The following is a 20,153-nucleotide window of genomic DNA, read 5'->3' on the forward strand; positions in this document are numbered from 1 at the left end:
GGTGCGGCCGACTATTTTCGCCGTTTGGCGAAGCGTCTCGAAGACGAGGAGCATCTGCGCCAGCTTGCCGTGCAGGAGTTGGCCCACCGGCTCAAGAACAAGATCGCTACGATCCAAGCAATCATCAGCGTTCAATTGCGCGATCAGCCGCAAGTCCGGAGCGACATCCTGGACCGCCTCGCGGCACTGACCGCCACCGACCACCTCATTGAACAAGCCAACGGAGAGGGCGCCTTCGTGCGCGACATCGCCGAAACAGAGCTCGGCCCATACGTCGCCTCGCGGGTGACGGTCCAAGGAGTGAACGTCCTGCTGCCGCCGAAGTTTGCCTTGACCGTCGCGCTCCTTCTGCACGAGCTCGCGACCAACTCCGCAAAGTATGGTTCGCTGTCAGTGTCTGACGGCCGCGTGTCGCTCCGGTCCAGCATGGCGGACGATGTTCTCCATCTCACGTGGCAGGAGAGGGATGGGCCGCCGGTACACGCTCCGCCGAAACGCGGGTTCGGACTGCGCCTTCTGTCGTCAGTTCGGCGGCGGCGCCGAGATCCTCTTTGAGCCTAGTGGCGTAGTCTGCAACATGCATCTCACGCTTCCCATCGGGACCAGGTCGGAGCGTTTCGGGGAAGACGGCGATCAGAAATTAACACCGAGGGCAACATAGCGGAGTTCTGAGCTCACTTGCTCATTCGATCTCCATCCGCACGGCGCTCCGGAAATCGTGCTGAAATTCCTCGGACGACATACCGCGACTGGCCGTCCGGATTCCGAGTCGGGGAATCTACGGAACTGAGCCTGGGGCGAGCAGCTCAAGGCTCGACTTCGTTGGTCTGGCCGCTCGGCCGAGGCGGGGTGGGCCGCTGCGCGTACTCTCGACGCGGATCACTGCGTTCACGCACGGCCTGGCGTTCGGACGGGTCGCGGCCGGCCTTGGATTGCAGCTCCAACAAATCGGTGAACACGTCGGCCTGACGGCGGAGCTCATCGGCGATCATCGGTGGCTGCGTGCCAATCGTCGAGACCACCGTGACACGGACGCCGCGGCGCTGCACCGCTGCTATCAGAGCGCGGAAATCGCCGTCGCCCGAGAACAGCACCAGCTCATCGACTTTTCCGGCAAGCTCCATGGCGTCGACCGCGAGCTCGATGTTCATGTTGGCCTTGATCTTGCGGCGCCCGGACGAGTCGATGAATTCCTTAGTCGCCTTTGTCACGACGCTATAGCCGTTGTATTCGAGCCAATCGACCAGCGGTCGGATCGAGGAGAACTCCTGGTCCTCGATAATTGCCGTGTAGTAGAAGGCGCGGAGCAGCGTGCCCCGGCCCTGAAACTCCGTCAGGAGGCGCTTGTAGTCGATGTCGAAGCCGAGCACCTTGGCCGTGGCGTATAGGTTGGCGCCGTCGATGAAAAGGGCGATCCTGCTTGGCGCGGGCGACATCCTGCATAACCCGACTTGTCTCAAATGCGGAACATTTCCGCACGCGCCCCATTTACCGATCGATCCGAATTCGAAGTCGGTGCGGTCTTGACGCCGCCCGCTCGGCCCCTGAGCGACGTTGCGTCCGAGCCCCGACAGGGGAGAGGCTATCTTCGATTTTTTGAGCTTTCAAAAGCTTTTTCATGAACTTTGAATGCGCAGCAAGGACGATCGAAGTCCGGAGCCGAGGAAGGCGATGCCCGACGACCTGCCGCTCTTCGAGATTCATCTGAGACCACGCCGTCGAACGTGCAGGTGGTATCTCTGCACGACCGATGGGCGGCCGCTCATGCACGGATTGGAAGGCAGCAGGGCCGCCGCCAAGTACCACGCCTATCGAGCGCTGTTTCTGATGTTGGTCGCCTCGGCCCATGGATCGACCGCGCCGGGCCGCCGCGCCAAGAGTCCTGTACGTCGAAGCCGCACAGGGGCCGACTAGCGCCGGCCCAGCCGTGGCGACCGGGAAAACGATCAGCCATAGGGATGGCCCTTCATGGCATTCGGCTGAAGATCAAGATCGACAAGGACGACCTGCCGGAGGCGTCCAGTTGCCGGACTAAAATTGTTTACCCATCTCCTTGCGAAAATTTCACATTACCCCTTGAAACTTTCACGCGGCTTCCAAATTTTTTTGTCGCCGCAGACGCGGTCAGGGTGCCTTAGGGCCCTGCAAGGCGGGCGCCGGTCAGGTGTCCGGTGCCGGCTCGTACCCATCTTGCTCTGAGGAGGATTTGGCTATGAGGTATGATTGGACTCCCCTGTGGAGGTCGACCATCGGTTTCGACCGCCTTTTCGACGTTCTCGACGAGGTCCAGAGGACCGCCGAAGAGACCTATCCCCCCTACAACATCGAACGCTTCGACGAGAACCGCTTCCAGATCTCGGTGGCGCTCGCCGGCTTCTCGCCGGATGAGGTCGCGCTCACGGTCGAGCAGAACGTGCTGACCTTGGAAGGCCACAAAGCCGAGAAGGAGGAGAAGACCTTCCTGCATCGCGGCATCTCGGCGCGCAACTTCAAGCGGCAGTTCACGCTTGCAGACCACGTCGAGGTCAAGGGCGCCAAGTTCGAGAACGGCCTGCTCGTCATCGATCTGGTGCGGGAGATCCCCGAGGCGATGAAGCCGCGTCGCATTGACATCAACGGCGCGACCTCGGGCAACGTCAAGCAGATCGAATCCAAGGCGGCCTGATCGGCCTGCGACGTACACGATCGACGCCGCCGCGCGATGTCACGCGGCGGCACCGGTAACTCGTCCAAATCAGGAGGCGACCATGCGGCCGACGACCGCGATCGACGACAACGTATTCGATTTCGATTACCTGCTTCATCCCGGGACAAGGTTTGAACACCCGCGGGATGTGGTCTCTCATCCGGGCCTCAGCCTCGGCGAGAAGCGCGCAATTTTAGCTTCATGCATCGGCGATCGCATCCTGCCCCTCCATACGGGCTCCGGAAGGGCTGAAGGCCCCCGTCACCATCGACGACATTTTCGAGGCGCTGCGCGAACTCGACGGCGGCCCGCACCAGCCGCCCGGCGGCAAGCCGATGCGCCTTCGCTTGACCGAGCGCTGTGCGGCGGCTTGAACGGGCGAGGGAGGACGTCATGGACAATTCGCACGTACAGCACGGAATCGGCGAGCCTTCCCAGCAGGCTGTCGCCCGAGCGCTCCGGCCCCAGGTACAGGCGTGGATCGAGGCCAGACACGACAGGCGCAGCGCGACCGACGCCCGCGTGCCGGTGGTTCGGATCAGGCGGGACGGCATTCGATGAAGCTAGTCCGTGACAAGACGGGCAAGGGCGGAGAGCGCTACGTCTGCATCAATTGCGACGACGATCCGCTGCACGACCCCGCCGCCCGCAGGTGGATCGACAGTCCGCTGAAGCCGCCGGCCAAGACATGACCTGGTTCGTGCCGGTGGCATCCGTCAGATCGGCCGTCGGTGCACATGGTGCGGACGGTTTTGCTGAGACGACGCTCAGGGGCGCCCAGCCGGTCTGTGGCCGACCAGCACGAAGCGATGTTCGTGCGCCGCGCCGGCGGCCGCATGACCGCCGAAAAGCCCTGCCAGCGTCTGGACCGCCAGTCCCCAGAGCGTTCAGATCATCGATCAGCTCTTCCGCTTGACCGCCTTCTTCGCCGGTTTTGCTTTCGCCGGCGCGCAACAGGCCACGGCGTCCGCAGCGACCAGGTTGCAGAGCTCGGGATGGCCGTCGCAGCAGTCGTTGACCAGGAATGCGATCAGGGAGCGCATGCCGTCGACGTCCGACCGGTAGATGATGGTGCGGCCCTCGCGGGACGAGCGCAGAAGGCCGGCCCGCACCAGAATCGCGAGGTGGCTCGAGAGGGTATTGTGCGGTGCGCCGATGGTGTCAGCGATTACACCGGCGGTGATGCCGACCGGTTCGTGCTTCATCAGCAGCCGGAAGATCGCCAGCCGCGTCGGCTGGGCGAGTGCAGCAAGAGCGGAGATCGCGTGAGGCTCCGTCAGACTTCCTTCGGCCGACCTCATGCTGGCGTGGCTGGCAACCGCCAGCATGGATTTCCGCATTCCGTAATCTCCGCGCGATTCGTCTAGGTGCGTCATGTTTACCCCACAGGGAAGGTGACAAGCCAGCACGTTTCGACTATTAAATATGTCGAGACGTCTCGACACATCGTACCCCCTCGATGTGAAGGGCGTGCGACAGAAGCGGGCGCTCCGGGCCGGTAGGCGTATCGGGCCGATCTCGAGGAAACAGCCGCCAGTAGGCGTACTGGCGAAGGTCGAGGAGCATTCACCATGTCGCGCTGCGATCGTATGGTCGATGTCGGCCGCCGTCGCTTCATGAGCGGGGCGGGTCTCGCCGCTGCCGGCGTTGCCGTCAGCTCAATCTCGCCATCCCCCACCCAGGCTGCGACAGCCGCCGCGAGGGTGGACTATCCCGTCAATCGCCTGGCCAACATCAAGGATCTCAAGCTCAACGAGCCTCTGAACGTCGCCTATCCGGACGACAGGGCCCCGGGCGTGCTCCTGAAGCTCGGCAAGCAAGTGCAGGGCGGGGTCGGTGCCGAAGGCGATATCGTCGGCTTCACGACGACCTGTCCGCACAAGGGCTTCACCCTCAACTACAGCGCGGCCGATCGCACCATGAACTGCCCCGGCCATTATTCCCGGTTCGACTGCGAGGCGGGCGGCCAGCAGATCTGGGGCCAGGCCACGCAGAATCTCCCGCAATACGTGCTGCGCGTCGACGACAAGGGCGACATCTACGCCGAAGGCGTGGACGAACTACTCTACGGCCGCCTTTCCAACGTGCTCTAAGGGGAGGAACGATCATGGCCTACAAGCGTCAAATCGACCGGCTCCCGATCATCCCCGCGGACGCCAAGGAGTCCAACGTAACGTGCCACTACTGCATCGTCGGATGCGGCTACAAGGCATACACCTGGTCCACCAGTAAACAGGGCGGGACGGCACCCGATCAGAACAAGTTCGGCGCCGATCTGAGCAAGCAACAGGGCGCGGAGACCGTCGCCTGGTATTCGCCTTCGATGTACAACATCGTGCGCCAGAACGGGCAGGATGTGCACATCGTCATCAAGCCCGATAAGGACTGCGTCGTGAATTCGGGCTTGGGCTCGATCCGCGGCGCGCGCATGGCGGAGATGAGCTACTCTCAGCAGCGCAATACGCAGTTGCAGCGCCTCACGGATCCCATGGTCTGGCGTTATGGACAGATGCAGCCAACAAGCTGGGACGATGCGCTCGACCTCGTCGCGCGCGTGACGGTCGCGGTCATGAACGACATGGGCGAAGACGGCGTGTTCGTCTCGGCGTTCGACCACGGCGGCGCCGGCGGCGGATATGAGAACACCTGGGGCACCGGCAAGCTCTACTTCGGCGCCATGAAGGTGAAGAACATCCGGATTCACAATCGGCCGGCGTACAACTCGGAAGTCCACGCCACCCGCGACATGGGCGTGGGCGAGCTCAACAACTGCTACGAAGATGCCGAGCTCGCCGACACGATCGTCGCGGTCGGCACCAACGCGCTCGAGACCCAGACCAACTACTTCCTGAATCACTGGGTCCCCAACCTGCGCGGAACCTCGCTGGACAAGAAGAAGGCCGAGTTTGGCTCAGAGCCGGTGGAGCGCGCCAAGGTCATCATCGTCGATCCGCGTCGAACGGTGACGGTCAACGCCTGCGAGGTCGAAGCCGGCAAAGACAACGTCATGCACCTGGCGATCAATTCCGGAACGGACCTCGCCTTGTTCAATGCGTGGACGATTTACATCGCGGACAAGGGTTGGCTCGACAAGGCATTCATTGACGCGTCGACGACCAACTTCGACCAGATGAAGGCCTCAAACAAAATCAGCCTGGAAGAGGCCGCGACGATTACCGGTCTTACCGCTGACGAAATCCGTAAATCCGCGCAGTGGATCGCGCAGCCCAAGGCGGCCAATGCACGTCGGCGAACCATGTTTGCGTATGAGAAGGGCCTGATCTGGGGCAACGACAATTACCGCACCAACGGCGCCCTGGTGAATGTCGCGCTCGCTACCGGCAATATCGGTCGGCCGGGCGGTGGTTGCGTGCGCATGGGTGGGCACCAGGAGGGCTACTCCCGCCCGTCCGACGCACATGTGGGACGGCCCGCCGCGTACGTCGACCAGCTCCTGATCGACGGCAAGGGCGGTGTCCATCACATCTGGGGATGCGACCACTACAAGACACGCTAAACGCATTCAAGTTCAAGCAAGCCTACAAGAAGCGCACCGACATGGTGAAGGACGCCATGATGACGGCGCTCTATGGTGACCGACCGGTGATGATCAACGCGATCGTCGACGCGATCAAGAAGGGCGGGCTGTTTGCGGTCGACGTCGACATCGTGCCGACGAAGATCGGCGAGGCGAGCCATGTCTGGCTGCCGGCGGCGACGTCGGGGGAGGCCAATCTCACTTCGATGAACGGCGAACGCCGGATGCGGCTGACCGAGAAGTACATGGACCCGCCGGGGCAGGCGCTGCCCGATTGCCTGATCGCCGCGCGCATCGCCAACCACATGGAACGGGTGCTGCGCGAACAGGGCAAGGCCGACATTGCCGACCACTTCAAGGGCTTCGACTGGCAGACCGAAGAAGATGCCTTCATGGACGGCTATCATCAGCATGAGAAGGGCGGCGAGTTTGTCACTTATGCCCGGCTGCGCACCATGGGTACGAACGGCTTCCAGGAGCCCGCGACCGGGCTCGAGACCACGGGGCCTGTCGCCGCCGGCACCTCGACCGGCACAACGACGGGTGCTCTATTCAAGGCGAGCCGTTCCTGCAGTTTAGCCGCTTCTTCCTTGCGTTCGCTGTACCGGTCCGTGAGGTAGGCGGAGCAATCGCGCGTCAGCAGCGTGAACTTCATCAGTTCTTCCATCACGTCGACGACGCGGTCGTAGTAAGCCGACGGTTTCATGCGGCCCGCATCGTCGAATTGTTCGTAGGCCTTCGCCACGGAAGACTGGTTCGGGATCGTGATCATGCGCATCCATCGCCCGAGCACGCGAAGCTGGTTGACCGCATTGAAGGACTGCGAGCCGCCGCTCACCTGCATGAGGGCGAGCGTCTTACCTTGGGTCGGGCGCACCGCCCCGATCGATAAGGGGATCCAGTCGATCTGAGTCTTCATGATGCCCGAGATGCTGCCATGGCGTTCCGGACTGCTCCAGACCTGTCCTTCGGACCAGGCCGACAGTTCGCGCAATTCGGGACCTTCGGGTGATCGGCCGGCGCATCGTCCGGCAGCGGCAAGCCGGAAGGGTTGAACATCCGACATTCTGCGCCGAACGCCTCCAGCAGGCGGGCCGCTTCTTCGGCGGCGAAGCGGCTGAACGAGCGCTGACGCAGAGATCCGTACAACAGCAAGATCCGCGGCTTATGCGTGGACGGTGCTGGTCGCAGACGATGCAGATCGGGAAGCGATACGGCGGACGAAGTGAGATACGGCAGGTCGGGTAGTTCAGGCATCAACGACTTCACCGTCTTCTTTCACGAACCGACCGATTTTGCCGTTGGGCAAGATCTCCAGCACGGCTTCGGACGGCCGGCAGAGCTTCACGCCTTTCGGGGCCACGACGACAGGGCGGTTGATCAGGATCGGATACTTCACCATGAAGTCGAGCAGATCGTCGTCGGTCCACTTCGGATCGGCGAGCCCTAGTTCCGCGTAGGGCGTGCCCTTCTTCCGAAGCAAGTCACGGACGGGGATTCCCATGGCCGCGATCAATTCCACCAGCTTCGCGCGGCTCGGCGGCGTCTTCAGATATTCGATGACGGTCGGCTCCTCGCCGCTTTGGCGGATCATGGCCAAAGTGTTGCGGGATGTGCCGCAATCCGGGTTGTGATAGATCGTGACGGTCATCTTTGGGTCTCCGCGATCGGCACCGGGCCGCGCGCCTTCGGCCGCCCCAGCATCCAGTTCATCAAAAGCATCCCGGCGAACGCACCGGCCAGCTCAGCGAGAATGAAGCCCGGCACGTCCACCGGGCGAATGCCCGAAAAGGTGTTCGTCAACGAGCGCGCGATCGCCACCGCCGGATTTGCGAACGAAGTCGAAGCGGTGAACCAGTAGGCGGCCGTGATGTACAAGCCGACCAGCCAGGGTACGGCTGTCCGCTGGAAGCGGATGCCCGCCAGGATCGTTGCGACCAGGCCGAAGGCAGCGACGGCCTCGGCAAACCATTGCGGCCCTCCGGTCCGAACCTTGGTCGAGAAGTCGAGCAGCGGCAGTCCGAACATCAGATGCGCGGCCACGGTTCCCGCGATGCCTCCCGCGATCTGCGCGACCACATAGAGCGCGGCCTCGTCCACCGGGAGCTCGCGCTTGCCGGTGAAGACAAGGGTGACGGCCGGGTTGAAGTGTGCGCCGGAGATCGGACCGAGCACGGTGATCAGGACAACCAGGATGGCCCCGGTCGGCAAGGTATTGCAGAGAAGCGCAAGAGCGACGTCCTTGGTCAGCGTTTCGGCCATGATGCCGGAGCCGACCACGGTGGCGACCAGAATTCCTGTGCCGAGCGCTTCGGCCGCCAGGCGCCGCGAAAGGTCGAACGTGTCCATCAGCCGGCCTTCGGCGTTGGGCGTGTCGCGCCTTCGGAGCGGCCGATTTCGCGCAGCTTGGTGCCGAGCGAGAGCTTGTCGATGCTCCTCAGCGGGAGGCTCACGAAGGTATCAATCCGATTTCTGAGGTAGCGGAACGCGGTGATGAACGCGGCCTTTTTTTCCAGGTCCGTGCCTTCGGCCGCGGCGGGATCTTCGATGCCCCAGTGCGCAGTCATTGGTTGACCCGGCCAGACCGGGCAGGTCTCGCCGGCGGCGTTGTCGCAGACGGTGAAGACGAAATCCATCACCGGCGCATCGGGAGCGGCGAACTCCAACCAACTTTTGGAGCGCATGCCGTCGACGGGATAGTCTATGCTCTCGAGCGTGCGCAGCGCCATCGGGTGTACCGCGCCTTTCGGCGTGCTGCCGGCGGAGAAGGCCTGGAAGCGGCCGGCGCCGTCCTTGCGAAGGATCGACTCGGCGAGGATCGAGCGCGCCGAGTTGCCAGTACATAGGAACAGAACATTGTACATCTGGTCAGGCACGGCTTCGCTCCTTTCGCTTCGGAGTGCAGCAGGATTGCAGGCTCTCGACCACCGGCTGGCAAACTTCCGGTCGCCCGCCGCAGCAGTCCCGCAGCAGGAAAACCGCGACGTTTCGGAATTCGGTGAGGTGGGCGCGGTAGACGATCGAGCGACTGCGTCGTTCGGATGTCACCAGGCGCGCGCGGGTCAGGATCGACAGATGGGCCGAGAGCGTGTTCGGCGGGACTTCCAACAGGCGGGCGAGGTCGCCGGCCGCAAGGCCGTCAGGTTCGTGCCTCACCAGCGTCCGGAAGGCCTCCAGACGGGTCGGTTGGGACAGGGCGTCGAGCGCCAGGACGGCTTCTTCGGTTTCCATATATCCAGACTTATGGAATTATTGGGCCGGCGTCAACCCGAAACCGGTTTTATTTCGAATATTCTAGAAGTATCGTTGACGGCGGGATCGAGCGGGCGCATAGTGCCGGCCATGAAAATTGACGATGCAGCGGCACGCTTGGAAGCGCTGGGCAACCCGACCCGGCTGAAGATCTATCGGACGCTCGTCCGCGCCGGTCACGCAGGCCTGCCGGTCGGGCGACTGCAGGAGCGGCTGAAGATCCCGGCCTCGACCTTGTCCCATCACATCAAGGGTCTCGTCGCCGTCGGCCTGGTGACTCAGCTTCGCGAAGGTACGACGCTGATCTGTCATGCCGAGTTCGACACAATGCGGGGCTTGGTGGATTTTCTGGTCGCCGAGTGCTGCGCCGACGAAGCCGAGTGTGGCGCGGCAGCGCGCCCGGCGGCATGAGTTTTTTTGAACAGTCTTTCGATGATTCTAGAAACATAGGAGAAGCGAGATGAGCGCGGGAAAGACGGTGGCGATCATCGGTGCCGGGCCGGTCGGCCTGGCGGCAGCAGCGCATATTCTCGAACGCGACATGACACCGATCGTGCTGGAGGCCGGGCCCGAAGTAGGACACTCCATACGGCAATGGCGGCACGTGCAGTTGTTCTCCCCGTGGGAGTACAGCATCGACAAGGCGGCCGCGCGCCTGCTGGCGCCGACGGGCTGGAATTTGCCAGACCCGCAGGTCTATCCCACCGGGGCCGAGCTGCTCGAACACTACATCGAGCCGCTGGCGACCAGGACAGTGCTGCGCGACATGATCCGGACGAACAGTCGCGTCACCGCCATCGGTCGCGTCGGCTTCGACAAGGCCAAGACCAAGGGCCGGGAGGCGGCGCCGTTCGAGATCCGCTACCAGAACGGCAAGGGTCCCGAGACGCTGCGCGCCGACGCCGTGATCGACGCGTCCGGGACTTGGGGCTCGCCGAACTCCGCCGGCGCCGGCGGACTGCCGGCGATCGGCGAGCGCGAGGCTGCCGCGCGGATTTCGTACGGGATGCCGGACGTCCTCGGTAAGGAGCGAGCCCGGTTTGCGGGCAAGACCGTCGCCGTTCTGGGGGCGGGGCATTCGGCCATCGGCACCCTAAGCGATCTGACAACTCTCGCTCAGCAGGCGCCGGGCAGGCGGCCCATCTGGCTGCTCCGGAGCGGCAACCCCGAGAAAAGCTTTGGAGGCGGGGCGAACGACAAGCTCTCCGCCCGCGGCGAGCTCGGCGCCCACTTTGCGTCGCTTGTCGCGTCGGGCCAGGTCCAGGTCGAGGCCGGCTTTCCCGTCGCCGGCATCACGCAAGCGGATGGCCGGCTCCGGATCACGACCTCATCCGCCTGCTGCGGACGCAGCATCCTCGCGGACGAACTGGTGGTCGCGACTGGCTTCCGCCCGGACTTCAGTTTCTTGAGCGAGATCAGGCTCCGGCTCGATCCGGCGATCGAAGCGCCGGTCGCGCTCGCGCCGCTGATCGATCCAAACGAGCACTCCTGCGGCACCGTACGTCCGCACGGGGCGCGCGAACTCGAGCAGGACGATCGCGGCTTCTATCTCGCCGGCATGAAGGCCTACGGTCGCGCCCCGACCTTTCTGATGATGACGGGGTACGAACAAGTCCGTTCGATTGCGGCCGACATCGCCGGCGACAGAGAGGCCGCCGAGCGCGTCGAGCTCGAACTGCCAGAGACTGGCGTCTGCACGCGCGGCGGGGTCGAGGGCGGCGATGGCGCATCCGGATGCTGCGGCGGTCCTGCCAAGCAGGACGCCGCAGCCTGCTGCGCCGCCGATGAGGGTGCAAAGAGGGCTGGCGCCGCCGGCTGCGGATGTTCGTAATCGGCTAGGCGGGAAGATGAGCGGTCGAATCGTGGGCCTGAACGGCCGGTCGTTGATTGTCGCGATGTGTCTCGGACAGATCGGGAATTTGCTGCCGCACGTCGCTCTGTCCGCCAATCTCGCCCAGCATCTCATGCCGGCCTGGGGCCTGAGCGCCGCGGAGGGCGGCCTCATGGCGAGCGGTTATGCATTTGGCTACATGCTCGCCGTTCCGGTGCTGACGACGCTCACCGACAGGATCGACGCGCGCCTGGTGCTGCTCTGCGGATCCATCGTGAGCGGACTGGCGACGATCGCGTTCGGACTATTCGCGGAGGGTTTCTGGACCGGGACAGCCATTTGGGCCTTGGCAGGTCTCGGTTTCGCCGGGGCTTACATGCCTGGCCTCAAGGCTCTTACCGACCGCTTGCCGGCCGGCGACACGTCGCCGTCGACCGATCTTGGCGGGGCCAGGGCGCCGGCCTCGCCGCCGCGTGGCACGCTGAAGGAGCGAGCACGCCAGATGTCGCTTTACTTGGAGCCGGCGACCTACGATGCTCTGCGCGAAATCGCGCATCGAGAGAGGACCAAGATGCACCCTCTCCTGCTGCAGGCAGTGGGCGAGTTTCTCAAGAAGCGCGTTACGCCGGAATGACGCGATCAGGCTTTGCGTATACTCCAGCCGAAAAGCGAATAAAGGCGACCAGGGCCTTCGCGTGATCGATCATGCGCCGCGGTCTCGTCAGAGGCCCAGGTCGCGTCAATCGAGCCGCTTACTCAGTCGAAAGCTTGTAAACCTCGCCGGGTTGAAGGTGTACTTCCTCGAATATTTCTTGCTGCTTATCAGACAGGACGCTCGGCAAAACGTGTGCTGTCCAGCCTTCCGGTACGGCCGCAAGGACCAGGGTTACAGCTTGGCTCGGCTTAGCGAGAGCGAGCCATATTTCCGTCGTTGATCCCGAGTCCGAGGTCGCCTCGACGATGGTGAATTCTTTGCCGAACGACTCTGCCATGGAGGGTCAACCAGCCCCGATGCAGCAATTTCAACTGGAGCGGCTCACTCGGGCGGCTTCAGTCCGGGCGAGCACAGCCAGTCGCTCATGTGCGAGCCGGTCTCACATTGCCGCGCCTTCCGGATGACCTGCTCGCGTAGAGGCCCGTGCGGAAGCAGGCTCGCTTCTTCGCGCAAACGCTGAGCCTCTTCGGCAAGGCGCTCTTCCAAAGATCTAGTCTGTTTGAAACGACGCCGCTTCGTCATGGCGCTGCTCCCTTGTTCGAGTAGGCGGGAGCGCTACTGGCGTTCTCATCACAGATAGCAGCCGAGGTCCGGGCTGTGATGACTACAGCCTGCGCCTCTCCGCAGCCGCGGGGCAAGGGCTATCTTTCGCGCCGGGGGCGGAACTTTTCAGGAATGGCTCAAAGGCCGTAAGCGGCTCAAACCAAGGATTCAGCGTCATTTGCTTTGGTCGTTGACCTGAAAGCGTCGGCGCGCCGGACGAGATCGCGTGGACGACGGGCTACACTTGCTTGAGTGCGTCGCGAAATAGCTTCAGACAATCGCCACAAAGTTCAACGACACGCTCCGCACAGTCAGTCTTCGCCAAGACAGCGATGTCCCAGTATTCACTCGATCTATTGCGTCAGTGCTATGTCGTCGAGAAAAGACCGCTCGAGGCCAGCGTCGAGCAGATCTTGCGGGCCGACACCCGCGCGGGAGCCCGTGCCATACTGGCTTCAATCGACAAACGCCGCTTCGCAAATCGGTCCGAAGGGCAGCGCCTCCGCAAGATGCTCCGCTTCGAGACCTCTCTCTGGGAAAGCGGCCATCATGCCGTGGCAGGAGTGGACGAGGCCGGAATGAGCCCTCTCGCCGGGCCGGTCTCCGCTGGCGCCGTGATCCTGAAACCCGGCACGCGGATCGTCGGGATCGACGACTCGAAAAAGCTTGACGCGGCGGCTCGCGAAGAACTAGCGAAGGAGATCAAGGAAAAGGCAGAGAGTTGGTGTGTAGCGTTCGTCGAGGTCGAGGAGATCGACGCGATCAACATCTATTGGGCAGGCATCCAGGCGATGCAGCGTGCTGTCCGGGGACTAGGGCTGACGCCGCAGCACTTGCTGATCGATGCGAAGCGTTTGAAGGAAATCGACATCCCTCAGCAGGCCATCATCAAAGGCGATGCCAAGTCCGCCAGCATCGCCGCCGCCTCCATCCTCGCGAAAGTCGAGCGAGACAGGGTCATGCGGACGCTCGACGCGCGTCACCCCGGCTACGGATTCGCGGATCACAAGGGCTACCCGGTGCCGGCTCATTATGAGGCGCTCGCCAGGCTCGGGGCATGCGCAGCTCACCGTCGATCGTTCGGACCCGTACGCAAGGCTCTCGGGTTGCCGCCCATGCCGCCGTGGCCTTCGGCATCCGAGCGCGAGCCCGGCTGAACAGGTCGTATGCTTCGTCTTGGCGGCGCTATTTTCGCGACCACTTCCTTTCGCGAACGACGTCCTTGGGGTTTTTGTCGGACCGCAGCCCGAGATAGACCGGCTGGCGCAGCTCGCCCTTGCTGGTCCACTCTGCGAACTTCACCTCCGCGACCAACGAGGGGCGCACCCAGGTCGTGACCCGCTCGTCTTTCACCTTGGCAGGAAAGGGCGACTTGGTAGTCTTGAGCCTCATGAGCTTGCCGTGAAGCTGTTCCAGAACTTGGTGGCTGAAACCGGTGCCGACGTGCCCGATGTACCGCCATGCGCCATCTTCCCTCACCGCGAGGACGAGCGCCCCGAAGAAGGGTCGGGTTCGCTTCGGCGCCGTGAAGCCGGCGATCACAACCTCCTGACGCTGCGCGGTCTTCACCTTCAGCCAGTCGGCGGTCCGGCGTCCGGACGCGTACGGGCTGTCGGCGCGCTTGGCCATGATGCCTTCGAGATGTCTCCGCTCGGCTTCTGCGAAGAACTTCGTGCCGCTGCCCTTGCGGTGCTTGCTGAATGCGATCAGCTTGTGGCGCGGCAAGATGGTCTTTAGCCGTTTCTTGCGCTCGAGGAGCGGCAGCGCACGCAGATCCTCGCCATCTGCGAACATGAGGTCGAATGCGCAATAGAGAAGCTTGGCTTCGTGGCGCAGTGCGTTTTGAAGCAACTGGAAATGGGATACGCCGTCCTTCCCGATCGCGACGAGCTCGCCATCGATCACGGCATCCGCCTTCACGTCCTCGAGGGCTTTCGCGACCTCAACATAGGAATGGCTGATGATTTTCCCGTTGCGGCTATAGAGTGCGACCCGACCACGCCGGATTTCCGCGACCATGCGGAAACCATCGAATTTGTCCTCGAAGACCCAATTGGGATCGTCGAACGGTGAATCGGTCAGCGTGGCCAGCATGGGCTGCAGGCGATGAGGCAGGATCGACTTTCGGGGCATGGCCGGGTCTCTTTTCTACAGAGCCGGCAAGGCCCTAAGCGAGGAGAGCGGAAGGCGAACCCGCACGGCATCACCAGCCGCGACCGTCCCGCCGGTCCGTACCACGCCCAGCACGCCGGATTTGAATAGAGGGCCCCTTTCCGCCGACGAGAGCACCTGCCGCTTAAGGCCGGCTCGGAAGCGGTCGATGAGGGCGCAGGGCGTCCGGAGGCCGGTCAGCTCAACGACCGCGGCCGGCCCGAGCTCGATCAGCGTCCCGAGCGGCATCCGTTCGAGGTCCAAGCCGGCGGTGGTGATGTTCTCGCCGAGCTCTCCCGCTGCAACTGAGAAGCCGGCATCCGAGAGGGTCGCGAAGAGCTCGGATGGGATCAGGTGAACCTGCCGCAGATTGGGAAGGTGCGGCTGACGACGGGCGAGATAACGGTGCCGGACGAACGCGCCGGCGTGGGCGTCCCCTTCGACGCCATGGCCTTCCACTAGTACGATCTGATCCCGTGACGGCTTGCTGAAGTGGTGACCGCGATCGGACGCGACGGCCACGACTTTTCCCACCAGTGAGAGATCCTCCGCTGACGGCATCAGGCGGCGCGGGCGAGCGAGCGCCGCTTCTGGCGCAGGTAGCGCGTGATATCCGTGAGCGGCATCGCGTTTAGGACCCGGTCGGCAGGGACGCCGCCCTTGCGGGCCATTTCGACGCCCCAGTGCATGTGGTCGAGCTCGGGAATGGAGTGCGCGTCCGGATTGATGCTCAGCATGCAGCCGAATTCGAGGGCCGCCTGGTGCCAGCGCCAATCCAGGTCGAGACGCCACGGATGTGCGTTGATCTCGACGACGACGTCGTGTTTGGCGCAGGCCCGAAGTACCTTTTCGACGTCGATCTCATAGCCCGGCCGCCGCTGAAGCTGCCGCCCGGTCATGTGGCCGATAATGGTCATGTGAGGATCGGAAATGGCGCGAAGCAAGCGCTGCGTCTGGGCCTTGCGGTCCAGTTTGAACCGGCCGTGAATGCTGGCGACGACGAAGTCGAAACGTTCAAGCACCTCGTCGTCGTAGTCGAGCGAGCCGTCGGCCAGAATGTCGGACTCGATGCCTTTAAGGATCCGGAAATCCTTGCCGAAGCGCTTGTTCAGGCGGTCGGCTTCCCGGTGCTGCTGCGTAATCTCCTCCACCGACAGACCTCCGGCATAACGCGCGGACTTGGAATGGTCGGCGACCCCGAAATACTCGAACCCGCGCTGGCGCGTCGCCTTCGCCATAGTCTCCAGAGTCTCTGTCCCGTCGGAGGCATCGGTGTGGCAGTGCAGGATACCGCGCAAGTCCTTGTCGGTGACGAGCTTCGGCAACTTACCCTTCAGAGCCAGCTCGACCTCGCCGCACCCCTCCCGGAGCTCGGGATCGATGAAGGGCAGGCCTAGAGCTCGGTAGATTTCGGCCTCCTCGCCGGCGACCAGCGTGCGGTCCTTGTGCAAGCCGTCAGCGTCCAACCGCATCCCCTTCTCGGCGGCCAAGGTTTGGAGCTGCTCGATGTGAGCGGCGGAGCCGGTGGCGAAGAGAAGGGCGACGCCGAAATGTTTGCGGTCGGACACCCGGACTTGCAACCCTTCGGCCGATTGCATCGACGTCTTTTCCGCCTTGGCGGCCTCCGCAACGATTGCGAGGTTGCCCACGAGCTCGCAGCCTCGACGGAAATCGCCAGCGAGCGTCACGCGCCTGAGTTCGGGGCGGGACTTGCGGATTGAGTCCTTGGCGTGTGTCAGCAGGGCGGCGGCACGGTGCAGGTGAAGGCGACCTTCTCCGCTTTTGGCGATCGCTAGGTTCTGCAGGATCTTGGTCTGCAACGCGGCGCCCAGACCCTTGGCCTTCTTGATGCGGTCGTCCTTGGCGGCGGCCTCCAATTCCGCCAGCGAGGCGATGCCGAGATCCTTGTACAGGCGCAACACCTTCTCCGGACGAAGGCCGGGCACAGCGAGCATCTCGAGCACGCCCTCGGGAATCTCCTTCCGCAGCTTTTCGAGGCTGGGATGACTGCCCGTCTTGTGAAGCTTGGTGATGATGTCGGCGATAGCATCGCCGACTCCGGGGATCTCCGTCAGCCGATCTTCAGCGACGAGGACGTCGAGCGGGACGGCAAGGGCCGCCAGGGTGTCCGCCGCGCGCGAATAAGCTTTCGCCCGGTAGGGATTGCCTCCGCGCAAAGCGGTGCGCGGCGCGTATTCCCGCAGGAGGCTTGCCACGGTGCGGGTGTCGGGGGACGCCACTCAACGAGCCCCCCGTCCGGCGCTCCGCTGGTTCGGCTGCGCAAAGTCACTTCGGATATTCGGGCCGCCGGCAGGCGGGCCATCGAGAGACCTCTCGAGCTTCTGGGCTGCCCGGAAGTCCTCAAGGTGTTGCGTGTTCGGACCGTAAGCGGCCTCCTTCTTGAGGAGATTATAGATACGACCAGCCACAAGCTGCAGATGCTTCATCCTGCCCTGCGGCATCGATCGGGCCCTGCAAAGAGCTCGAACAGCGTAAGCCCTGAAGTAGTCGAAGGCGTCTGACATGATGTCGGTTAAACGCGGGCTCTCGCCCATAGTTCAGTCAGCGTCGAATAGGAACCTCGGGCGTGCCGGCTGTGCGGTTCTAAGGGCAAACGCGACGGTATGGGCGGCGATTCGGAACAGCTCACCGCCACCGAAGTTTGAAGACTCGTTGAGTAAGGCAGGTAGACTGCCCGCCGTCGGTCCGACCGGCGGTGGGCTTTTTGTGGGTTGCGTAGCGTGGCGAAGTGCACCAAGGCACCGGCCGGCGAAGCCGGAAGCCCCTCAGATGCCGGGGTTCATCGTTCCCCAGCTTGCGGCCCTGAAGATGAAGGCGCCGTCGGGATCGCAATGGATTCACGAAATCAAATACGATGGCTACCGCATCCAGCTCCGGATCGACGGGGACGATCGCCGCGCCTATACGCGCAACGGCTACAACTGGGTCGGCAGGTTCTCGAGGATTGCAGGCGCCTTCGATATCAAAGGCCGAGCCATCGTCGACGGTGAGGTCGTCGTCATTCATGAGGGGCGCACGAACTTCTCCGAGCTGCAGGCGGACCTCGGCAGAGGTGATCAGGATCGGCTGATCTACTTCGCCTTCGATCTGCTCTGGCTGGACGGCAGGGATCTGCGCAAGGAGCCGCAGCTCGAGCGGAAGAGGCTGCTGAAGGAGCTGATGGAGGAGCATGACCTCAAGGAGCCTGTCCTCTATAGCGAGCACCACGAAGGAGACGGCCAGGCGCTGTTCGCCGCCGCCAGCAGGCTGAACTACGAGGGCATCGTCTCCAAGCGCGTGGACGCGCCCTACCGGTCGGAGCGGGTACAGGCCTGGCAGAAGATCAAGGTCGTTCAGAAGGGCAAATTCCCCGTGGCCGGCTTCATCAAGGACCCGTCTGGCGTCGCCGCTCTCTATCTGGGCAAGCACGAAGGCAAGGACCTGGTCTACATGGGCAAGGTCGGCACGGGATGGAGCCGGACGACGTCCGCGCAGATTCGCAAGGCGCTCGACACCGTAGGAAGCAGAAACTGACGAAGACCATCAAGAAGCCGAAGGCCACCTGGGTCGAGCCGAAGTTCTACGCCGACATCGAATACCGCGACATTACCTCCGAAGGCCTTTTGCGGGCCAGTTCGTTCAAGGGCCTGAGCAAAGGAACGCGCCGTTCATAGCTGCGTTTGCCCTCCAAAACAGGGAGAATGAACGTGACCGATAATCTCAACAAGCGTGGTCAGCCTGACCGCAGCAAGATCAACATGCATGAGGCTCACGAGGTCAAGTACTGGACCCATGCGCTTGGCGTAACCCGCGAAGAGCTTCAGAAGGCGGTCGAAAAGGTAGGCAACTCCGCAGCCACGGTCCGTAAGCAGTTGGGCAAGGAGGGAGATGCGCAATGAGGACCGCGAGTGGCTGCTGTTCTACATCGACGTGGCGATAGCGGTTTGCCTGTCCGGACTTATGATAACTTTCGCACACATGGTCGCGGGGCTGTTCTTTGACTGATCCCAACTGTCCCATCTGCCAAGGGCTCGGCTAGGTCTGGGAGGACCATCCCGATCGACCGTGGATCGAAAGGGCGAACGGTTGCCAGTGCGGCGCTGGCATGCCGTGCAAGTGCAAATAGGACCGACGGCGTCGATCTGCCGGCCGTCGAGGGGATCATCGAGGAGCCGAAGAGCTGCCGACATCAGCTGGCCGAAGATCATATCGGCGCTTCAGGCGATCGGTTGCGACTTTCACAGCGTATTGAATGCGGTCGAGGTCGCCTTCATCATTCGCGATGACGTATAGGCTCCAATCGATGTCGCACGGGGCGCCGGTCTCGCATTCGATTTCCACGGAGAGGACATGTTCGGAGCCTGGGAAGCTGCGGATTTCCTGAAGCGCGATCCGTTCGAGGTCGGCCTTCGAAATTAAAGCTTTTGCCACCTTTACCTCGCCGAACACCACACCGAAGCCAACCCAAGCAACGCGGCCAAGTTCCAAATGGCGCATCGGCGCTTAGATCTCTAGGTCGCCCGCGGAGTGGGAGCGTCAATTGAACATCAAACTGCTTTTCCAGTGATGAATGCCTTTGGCGAAGGTGAGACCTCAAGCGACACCTTAAAGTCGCTGACGAGGTTCTATTCCCCTTTGGGCAGTGGGGGCGCCGGTAGATTTCATGGCCCGACCGAGGCGCCGCCTCGCCACCGCAGGCCAGCCTCCGGCTCCGCAAATCGCCACATGTTTGGCAGAGCGCCCATGATAGGAACCAACATTTTGTCTTGCAGTTTCCCGAGTAACTACTCAAGAGGGAGGGATTCGAATGCCAAGCGAGAACAGTCTGCAAGAGCTATTTCACGACACGCTGAAAGACATCTACTTCGCAGAAAAGAAGATCCTGTCCGCCTTGCCAAAACTGGCGAAAGCGGCCCAGTCCGAGGATCTCAAAGCCGCCTTCCAGAAGCACGAGACCGAGACTGAAGAGCACGTGGCCCGGCTCGAGAAAGTTTTCGAGGAGATCGACGAGACGCCGCGGGGCAAGACCTGTGACGCCATCCTGGGCATTATCGACGAAGGTCAGGAGGTCATGAAGGAGCTCAAGGGAGCGCCCGCGCTAGACGCCGGCCTCCTTGCCGCAGCGCAGGCCGTCGAGCATTACGAGATCGCCCGTTACGGCACGTTGAAGACATGGGCAGCAGAGCTTGGCCTCAAACAGTCCGTGAAGCTGCTGGAGGCAACACTCTCCGAGGAAAAGAAGACCGACGAGGCTCTGACTAAGCTCGCCGAGAGCGAGGTCAACCAGCACGCACAAGCGGCCTAAAATCCAACGCCCGAGACCGCTGGTTTCGCCCGTGCGCGCCGCAAGACGGCGCGCACGGGTTGTCCGCGTGAAAATGCTTGGAACTGGCCAGTCATCTCTTTCTTGGTACTTTGCTTAACCAGTCATCTCTTT

Annotated in this window: 23 protein-coding genes and 4 pseudogenes; 14 read left to right on the forward strand and 13 right to left on the reverse strand. The window is 62.9% G+C overall.

The features are described from left to right. A partial coding sequence (locus tag SO140_RS34610; RefSeq protein ID WP_498543736.1) for a sensor histidine kinase occupies window positions 1–555 on the forward strand: 555 nt, incomplete at its 5' end. Window positions 556–806: 251 nt separating this feature from the next. On the opposite strand, the gene SO140_RS34615 is transcribed toward SO140_RS34610, so the two are convergent. Further along, the gene (locus SO140_RS34615) at window positions 807–1,436 is read right to left on the reverse strand and encodes a LabA-like NYN domain-containing protein (RefSeq protein WP_474803187.1); all 630 of its coding nucleotides are present in this window, start codon (window positions 1,434–1,436) and stop codon (window positions 807–809) included. Between the two features lie 776 nt (window positions 1,437–2,212). Here SO140_RS34615 and SO140_RS34620 point away from each other — a divergent pair. The 3 genes and pseudogenes from SO140_RS34620 to SO140_RS34630 all read left to right on the forward strand — a co-directional run bounded on the left by SO140_RS34620 (window position 2,213) and on the right by SO140_RS34630 (window position 3,378). Then, window positions 2,213–2,665 (forward strand): Hsp20 family protein, encoded by a 453-nt coding sequence (locus SO140_RS34620; RefSeq protein WP_474803184.1) that lies wholly within the window; start codon window positions 2,213–2,215, stop codon window positions 2,663–2,665. Window positions 2,666–2,747: 82 nt separating this feature from the next. Then, window positions 2,748–3,060 (forward strand): annotated as a pseudogene (locus tag SO140_RS34625) (hypothetical protein). A gap of 183 nt (window positions 3,061–3,243) precedes the next feature. Continuing rightward, a complete protein-coding gene (locus SO140_RS34630) occupies window positions 3,244–3,378 on the forward strand; it encodes a hypothetical protein (RefSeq protein WP_474803178.1) in 135 nt (44 codons plus the stop codon). 207 nt (window positions 3,379–3,585) lie between these two features. Here the strand turns inward: SO140_RS34630 and SO140_RS34635 are convergent, their stop codons facing one another. Continuing rightward, a complete protein-coding gene (locus tag SO140_RS34635) occupies window positions 3,586–3,987 on the reverse strand; it encodes an ArsR/SmtB family transcription factor (RefSeq protein ID WP_474803193.1) in 402 nt (133 codons plus the stop codon). Window positions 3,988–4,257: 270 nt separating this feature from the next. On the opposite strand from SO140_RS34635, the gene SO140_RS34640 reads away from it, so the two are divergent. Then, a complete protein-coding gene (locus SO140_RS34640) occupies window positions 4,258–4,779 on the forward strand; it encodes an arsenate reductase (azurin) small subunit (protein ID WP_474803175.1) in 522 nt (173 codons plus the stop codon). A gap of 14 nt (window positions 4,780–4,793) precedes the next feature. Beyond that, window positions 4,794–6,721: pseudogene (locus SO140_RS34645) on the forward strand (arsenate reductase (azurin) large subunit); the annotation flags it as partial. Here the strand turns inward: SO140_RS34645 and arsH are convergent. The 5 genes and pseudogenes from arsH to SO140_RS34670 all read right to left on the reverse strand — a co-directional run bounded on the left by arsH (window position 6,661) and on the right by SO140_RS34670 (window position 9,455). After that, window positions 6,661–7,481, reverse strand: a pseudogene (arsH, locus tag SO140_RS34650) (arsenical resistance protein ArsH). The pseudogenes SO140_RS34645 and arsH overlap by 61 nt on opposite strands. Beyond that, window positions 7,474–7,875, reverse strand: a complete 402-nt coding sequence (arsC, locus tag SO140_RS34655; RefSeq protein WP_474803172.1) for an arsenate reductase (glutaredoxin) — start codon at window positions 7,873–7,875, stop codon at window positions 7,474–7,476. Before arsC ends, arsH begins: the two are co-directional and overlap by 8 nt. Further along, window positions 7,872–8,573, reverse strand: a complete 702-nt coding sequence (locus SO140_RS34660) for an aquaporin (protein WP_474803169.1) — start codon at window positions 8,571–8,573, stop codon at window positions 7,872–7,874. The genes arsC and SO140_RS34660 overlap by 4 nt, the downstream gene beginning before the upstream one ends. Continuing rightward, on the reverse strand, window positions 8,573–9,100 hold the full coding sequence (locus SO140_RS34665; protein ID WP_474803166.1) for an arsenate reductase ArsC: 528 nt from the start codon (window positions 9,098–9,100) through the stop codon (window positions 8,573–8,575). Before SO140_RS34665 ends, SO140_RS34660 begins: the two co-directional genes overlap by 1 nt. Further along, a complete protein-coding gene (locus tag SO140_RS34670) occupies window positions 9,093–9,455 on the reverse strand; it encodes an ArsR/SmtB family transcription factor (RefSeq protein WP_474803163.1) in 363 nt (120 codons plus the stop codon). The genes SO140_RS34665 and SO140_RS34670 overlap by 8 nt, the downstream gene beginning before the upstream one ends. Window positions 9,456–9,566: 111 nt before the next feature. On the opposite strand from SO140_RS34670, the gene SO140_RS34675 reads away from it, so the two are divergent. The 3 genes and pseudogenes from SO140_RS34675 to SO140_RS34685 form a co-directional block, all read left to right on the forward strand. Beyond that, window positions 9,567–9,887 (forward strand): ArsR/SmtB family transcription factor, encoded by a 321-nt coding sequence (locus tag SO140_RS34675; protein WP_474803161.1) that lies wholly within the window; start codon window positions 9,567–9,569, stop codon window positions 9,885–9,887. Between the two features lie 49 nt (window positions 9,888–9,936). After that, window positions 9,937–11,307: an NAD(P)-binding domain-containing protein gene (locus tag SO140_RS34680; RefSeq protein ID WP_498543737.1), complete on the forward strand. Its 1,371-nt coding sequence runs from the start codon at window positions 9,937–9,939 to the stop codon at window positions 11,305–11,307. A gap of 64 nt (window positions 11,308–11,371) precedes the next feature. Then, window positions 11,372–11,749, forward strand: a pseudogene (locus tag SO140_RS34685) (MFS transporter); the annotation flags it as partial. A 310-nt stretch (window positions 11,750–12,059) separates the two neighbouring features. On the opposite strand, the gene SO140_RS34690 reads toward SO140_RS34685, so the two are convergent. Then, window positions 12,060–12,299, reverse strand: coding sequence for a hypothetical protein (locus SO140_RS34690; protein WP_474803156.1), 240 nt, complete (start codon window positions 12,297–12,299; stop codon window positions 12,060–12,062). A 44-nt stretch (window positions 12,300–12,343) separates the two neighbouring features. Further along, window positions 12,344–12,544 carry a hypothetical protein gene (locus tag SO140_RS34695; RefSeq protein WP_474803154.1) on the reverse strand — a complete coding sequence of 67 codons (201 nt, stop codon included), beginning with the start codon at window positions 12,542–12,544 and terminating at the stop codon, window positions 12,344–12,346. A 353-nt stretch (window positions 12,545–12,897) separates the two neighbouring features. Between SO140_RS34695 and rnhB the strand changes: the two genes are divergently transcribed. Further along, window positions 12,898–13,722, forward strand: coding sequence for a ribonuclease HII (gene rnhB, locus SO140_RS34700; RefSeq protein ID WP_498541474.1), 825 nt, complete (start codon window positions 12,898–12,900; stop codon window positions 13,720–13,722). 28 nt (window positions 13,723–13,750) lie between these two features. On the opposite strand, the gene ligD (SO140_RS34705) is transcribed toward rnhB, so the two are convergent. From ligD (SO140_RS34705) to SO140_RS34715, 3 genes are read right to left on the reverse strand one after another with little or no spacing between them, the layout of a single operon-like run. Then, the gene (gene ligD / locus SO140_RS34705; protein WP_474803151.1) at window positions 13,751–14,698 is read right to left on the reverse strand and encodes a non-homologous end-joining DNA ligase; all 948 of its coding nucleotides are present in this window, start codon (window positions 14,696–14,698) and stop codon (window positions 13,751–13,753) included. Window positions 14,699–14,713: 15 nt separating this feature from the next. Continuing rightward, window positions 14,714–15,277: an MOSC domain-containing protein gene (locus SO140_RS34710; protein ID WP_474803148.1), complete on the reverse strand. Its 564-nt coding sequence runs from the start codon at window positions 15,275–15,277 to the stop codon at window positions 14,714–14,716. Then, window positions 15,277–16,956 (reverse strand): DNA polymerase/3'-5' exonuclease PolX, encoded by a 1,680-nt coding sequence (locus SO140_RS34715; RefSeq protein ID WP_498543738.1) that lies wholly within the window; start codon window positions 16,954–16,956, stop codon window positions 15,277–15,279. Before SO140_RS34715 ends, SO140_RS34710 begins: the two co-directional genes overlap by 1 nt. Window positions 16,957–17,506: 550 nt before the next feature. Between SO140_RS34715 and ligD (SO140_RS34720) the strand changes: the two genes are divergently transcribed. From ligD (SO140_RS34720) to SO140_RS34730, 3 genes are read left to right on the forward strand one after another with little or no spacing between them, the layout of a single operon-like run. After that, a complete protein-coding gene (gene ligD, locus SO140_RS34720) occupies window positions 17,507–18,250 on the forward strand; it encodes a non-homologous end-joining DNA ligase (RefSeq protein ID WP_474803142.1) in 744 nt (247 codons plus the stop codon). Beyond that, window positions 18,187–18,390, forward strand: coding sequence for an ATP dependent DNA ligase (locus tag SO140_RS34725; RefSeq protein ID WP_474803139.1), 204 nt, complete (start codon window positions 18,187–18,189; stop codon window positions 18,388–18,390). The genes ligD (SO140_RS34720) and SO140_RS34725 overlap by 64 nt, the downstream gene beginning before the upstream one ends. A 33-nt stretch (window positions 18,391–18,423) precedes the next feature. Continuing rightward, on the forward strand, window positions 18,424–18,615 hold the full coding sequence (locus SO140_RS34730; protein ID WP_498543739.1) for a DUF3606 domain-containing protein: 192 nt from the start codon (window positions 18,424–18,426) through the stop codon (window positions 18,613–18,615). Window positions 18,616–18,877: 262 nt separating this feature from the next. Here SO140_RS34730 and SO140_RS34735 read toward each other — a convergent pair whose 3' ends face one another. Then, the gene (locus SO140_RS34735) at window positions 18,878–19,213 is read right to left on the reverse strand and encodes a hypothetical protein (RefSeq protein WP_474803133.1); all 336 of its coding nucleotides are present in this window, start codon (window positions 19,211–19,213) and stop codon (window positions 18,878–18,880) included. 310 nt (window positions 19,214–19,523) lie between these two features. On the opposite strand from SO140_RS34735, the gene SO140_RS34740 reads away from it, so the two are divergent. After that, entirely contained in the window at window positions 19,524–20,021 is a 498-nt protein-coding gene (locus SO140_RS34740) for a YciE/YciF ferroxidase family protein (protein ID WP_498543740.1), read from the forward strand. The last annotated feature ends 132 nt before the right edge of the window (window positions 20,022–20,153 follow it).

The sequence above is a fragment of the Bradyrhizobium sp. UFLA05-108 genome (assembly GCF_059803455.1).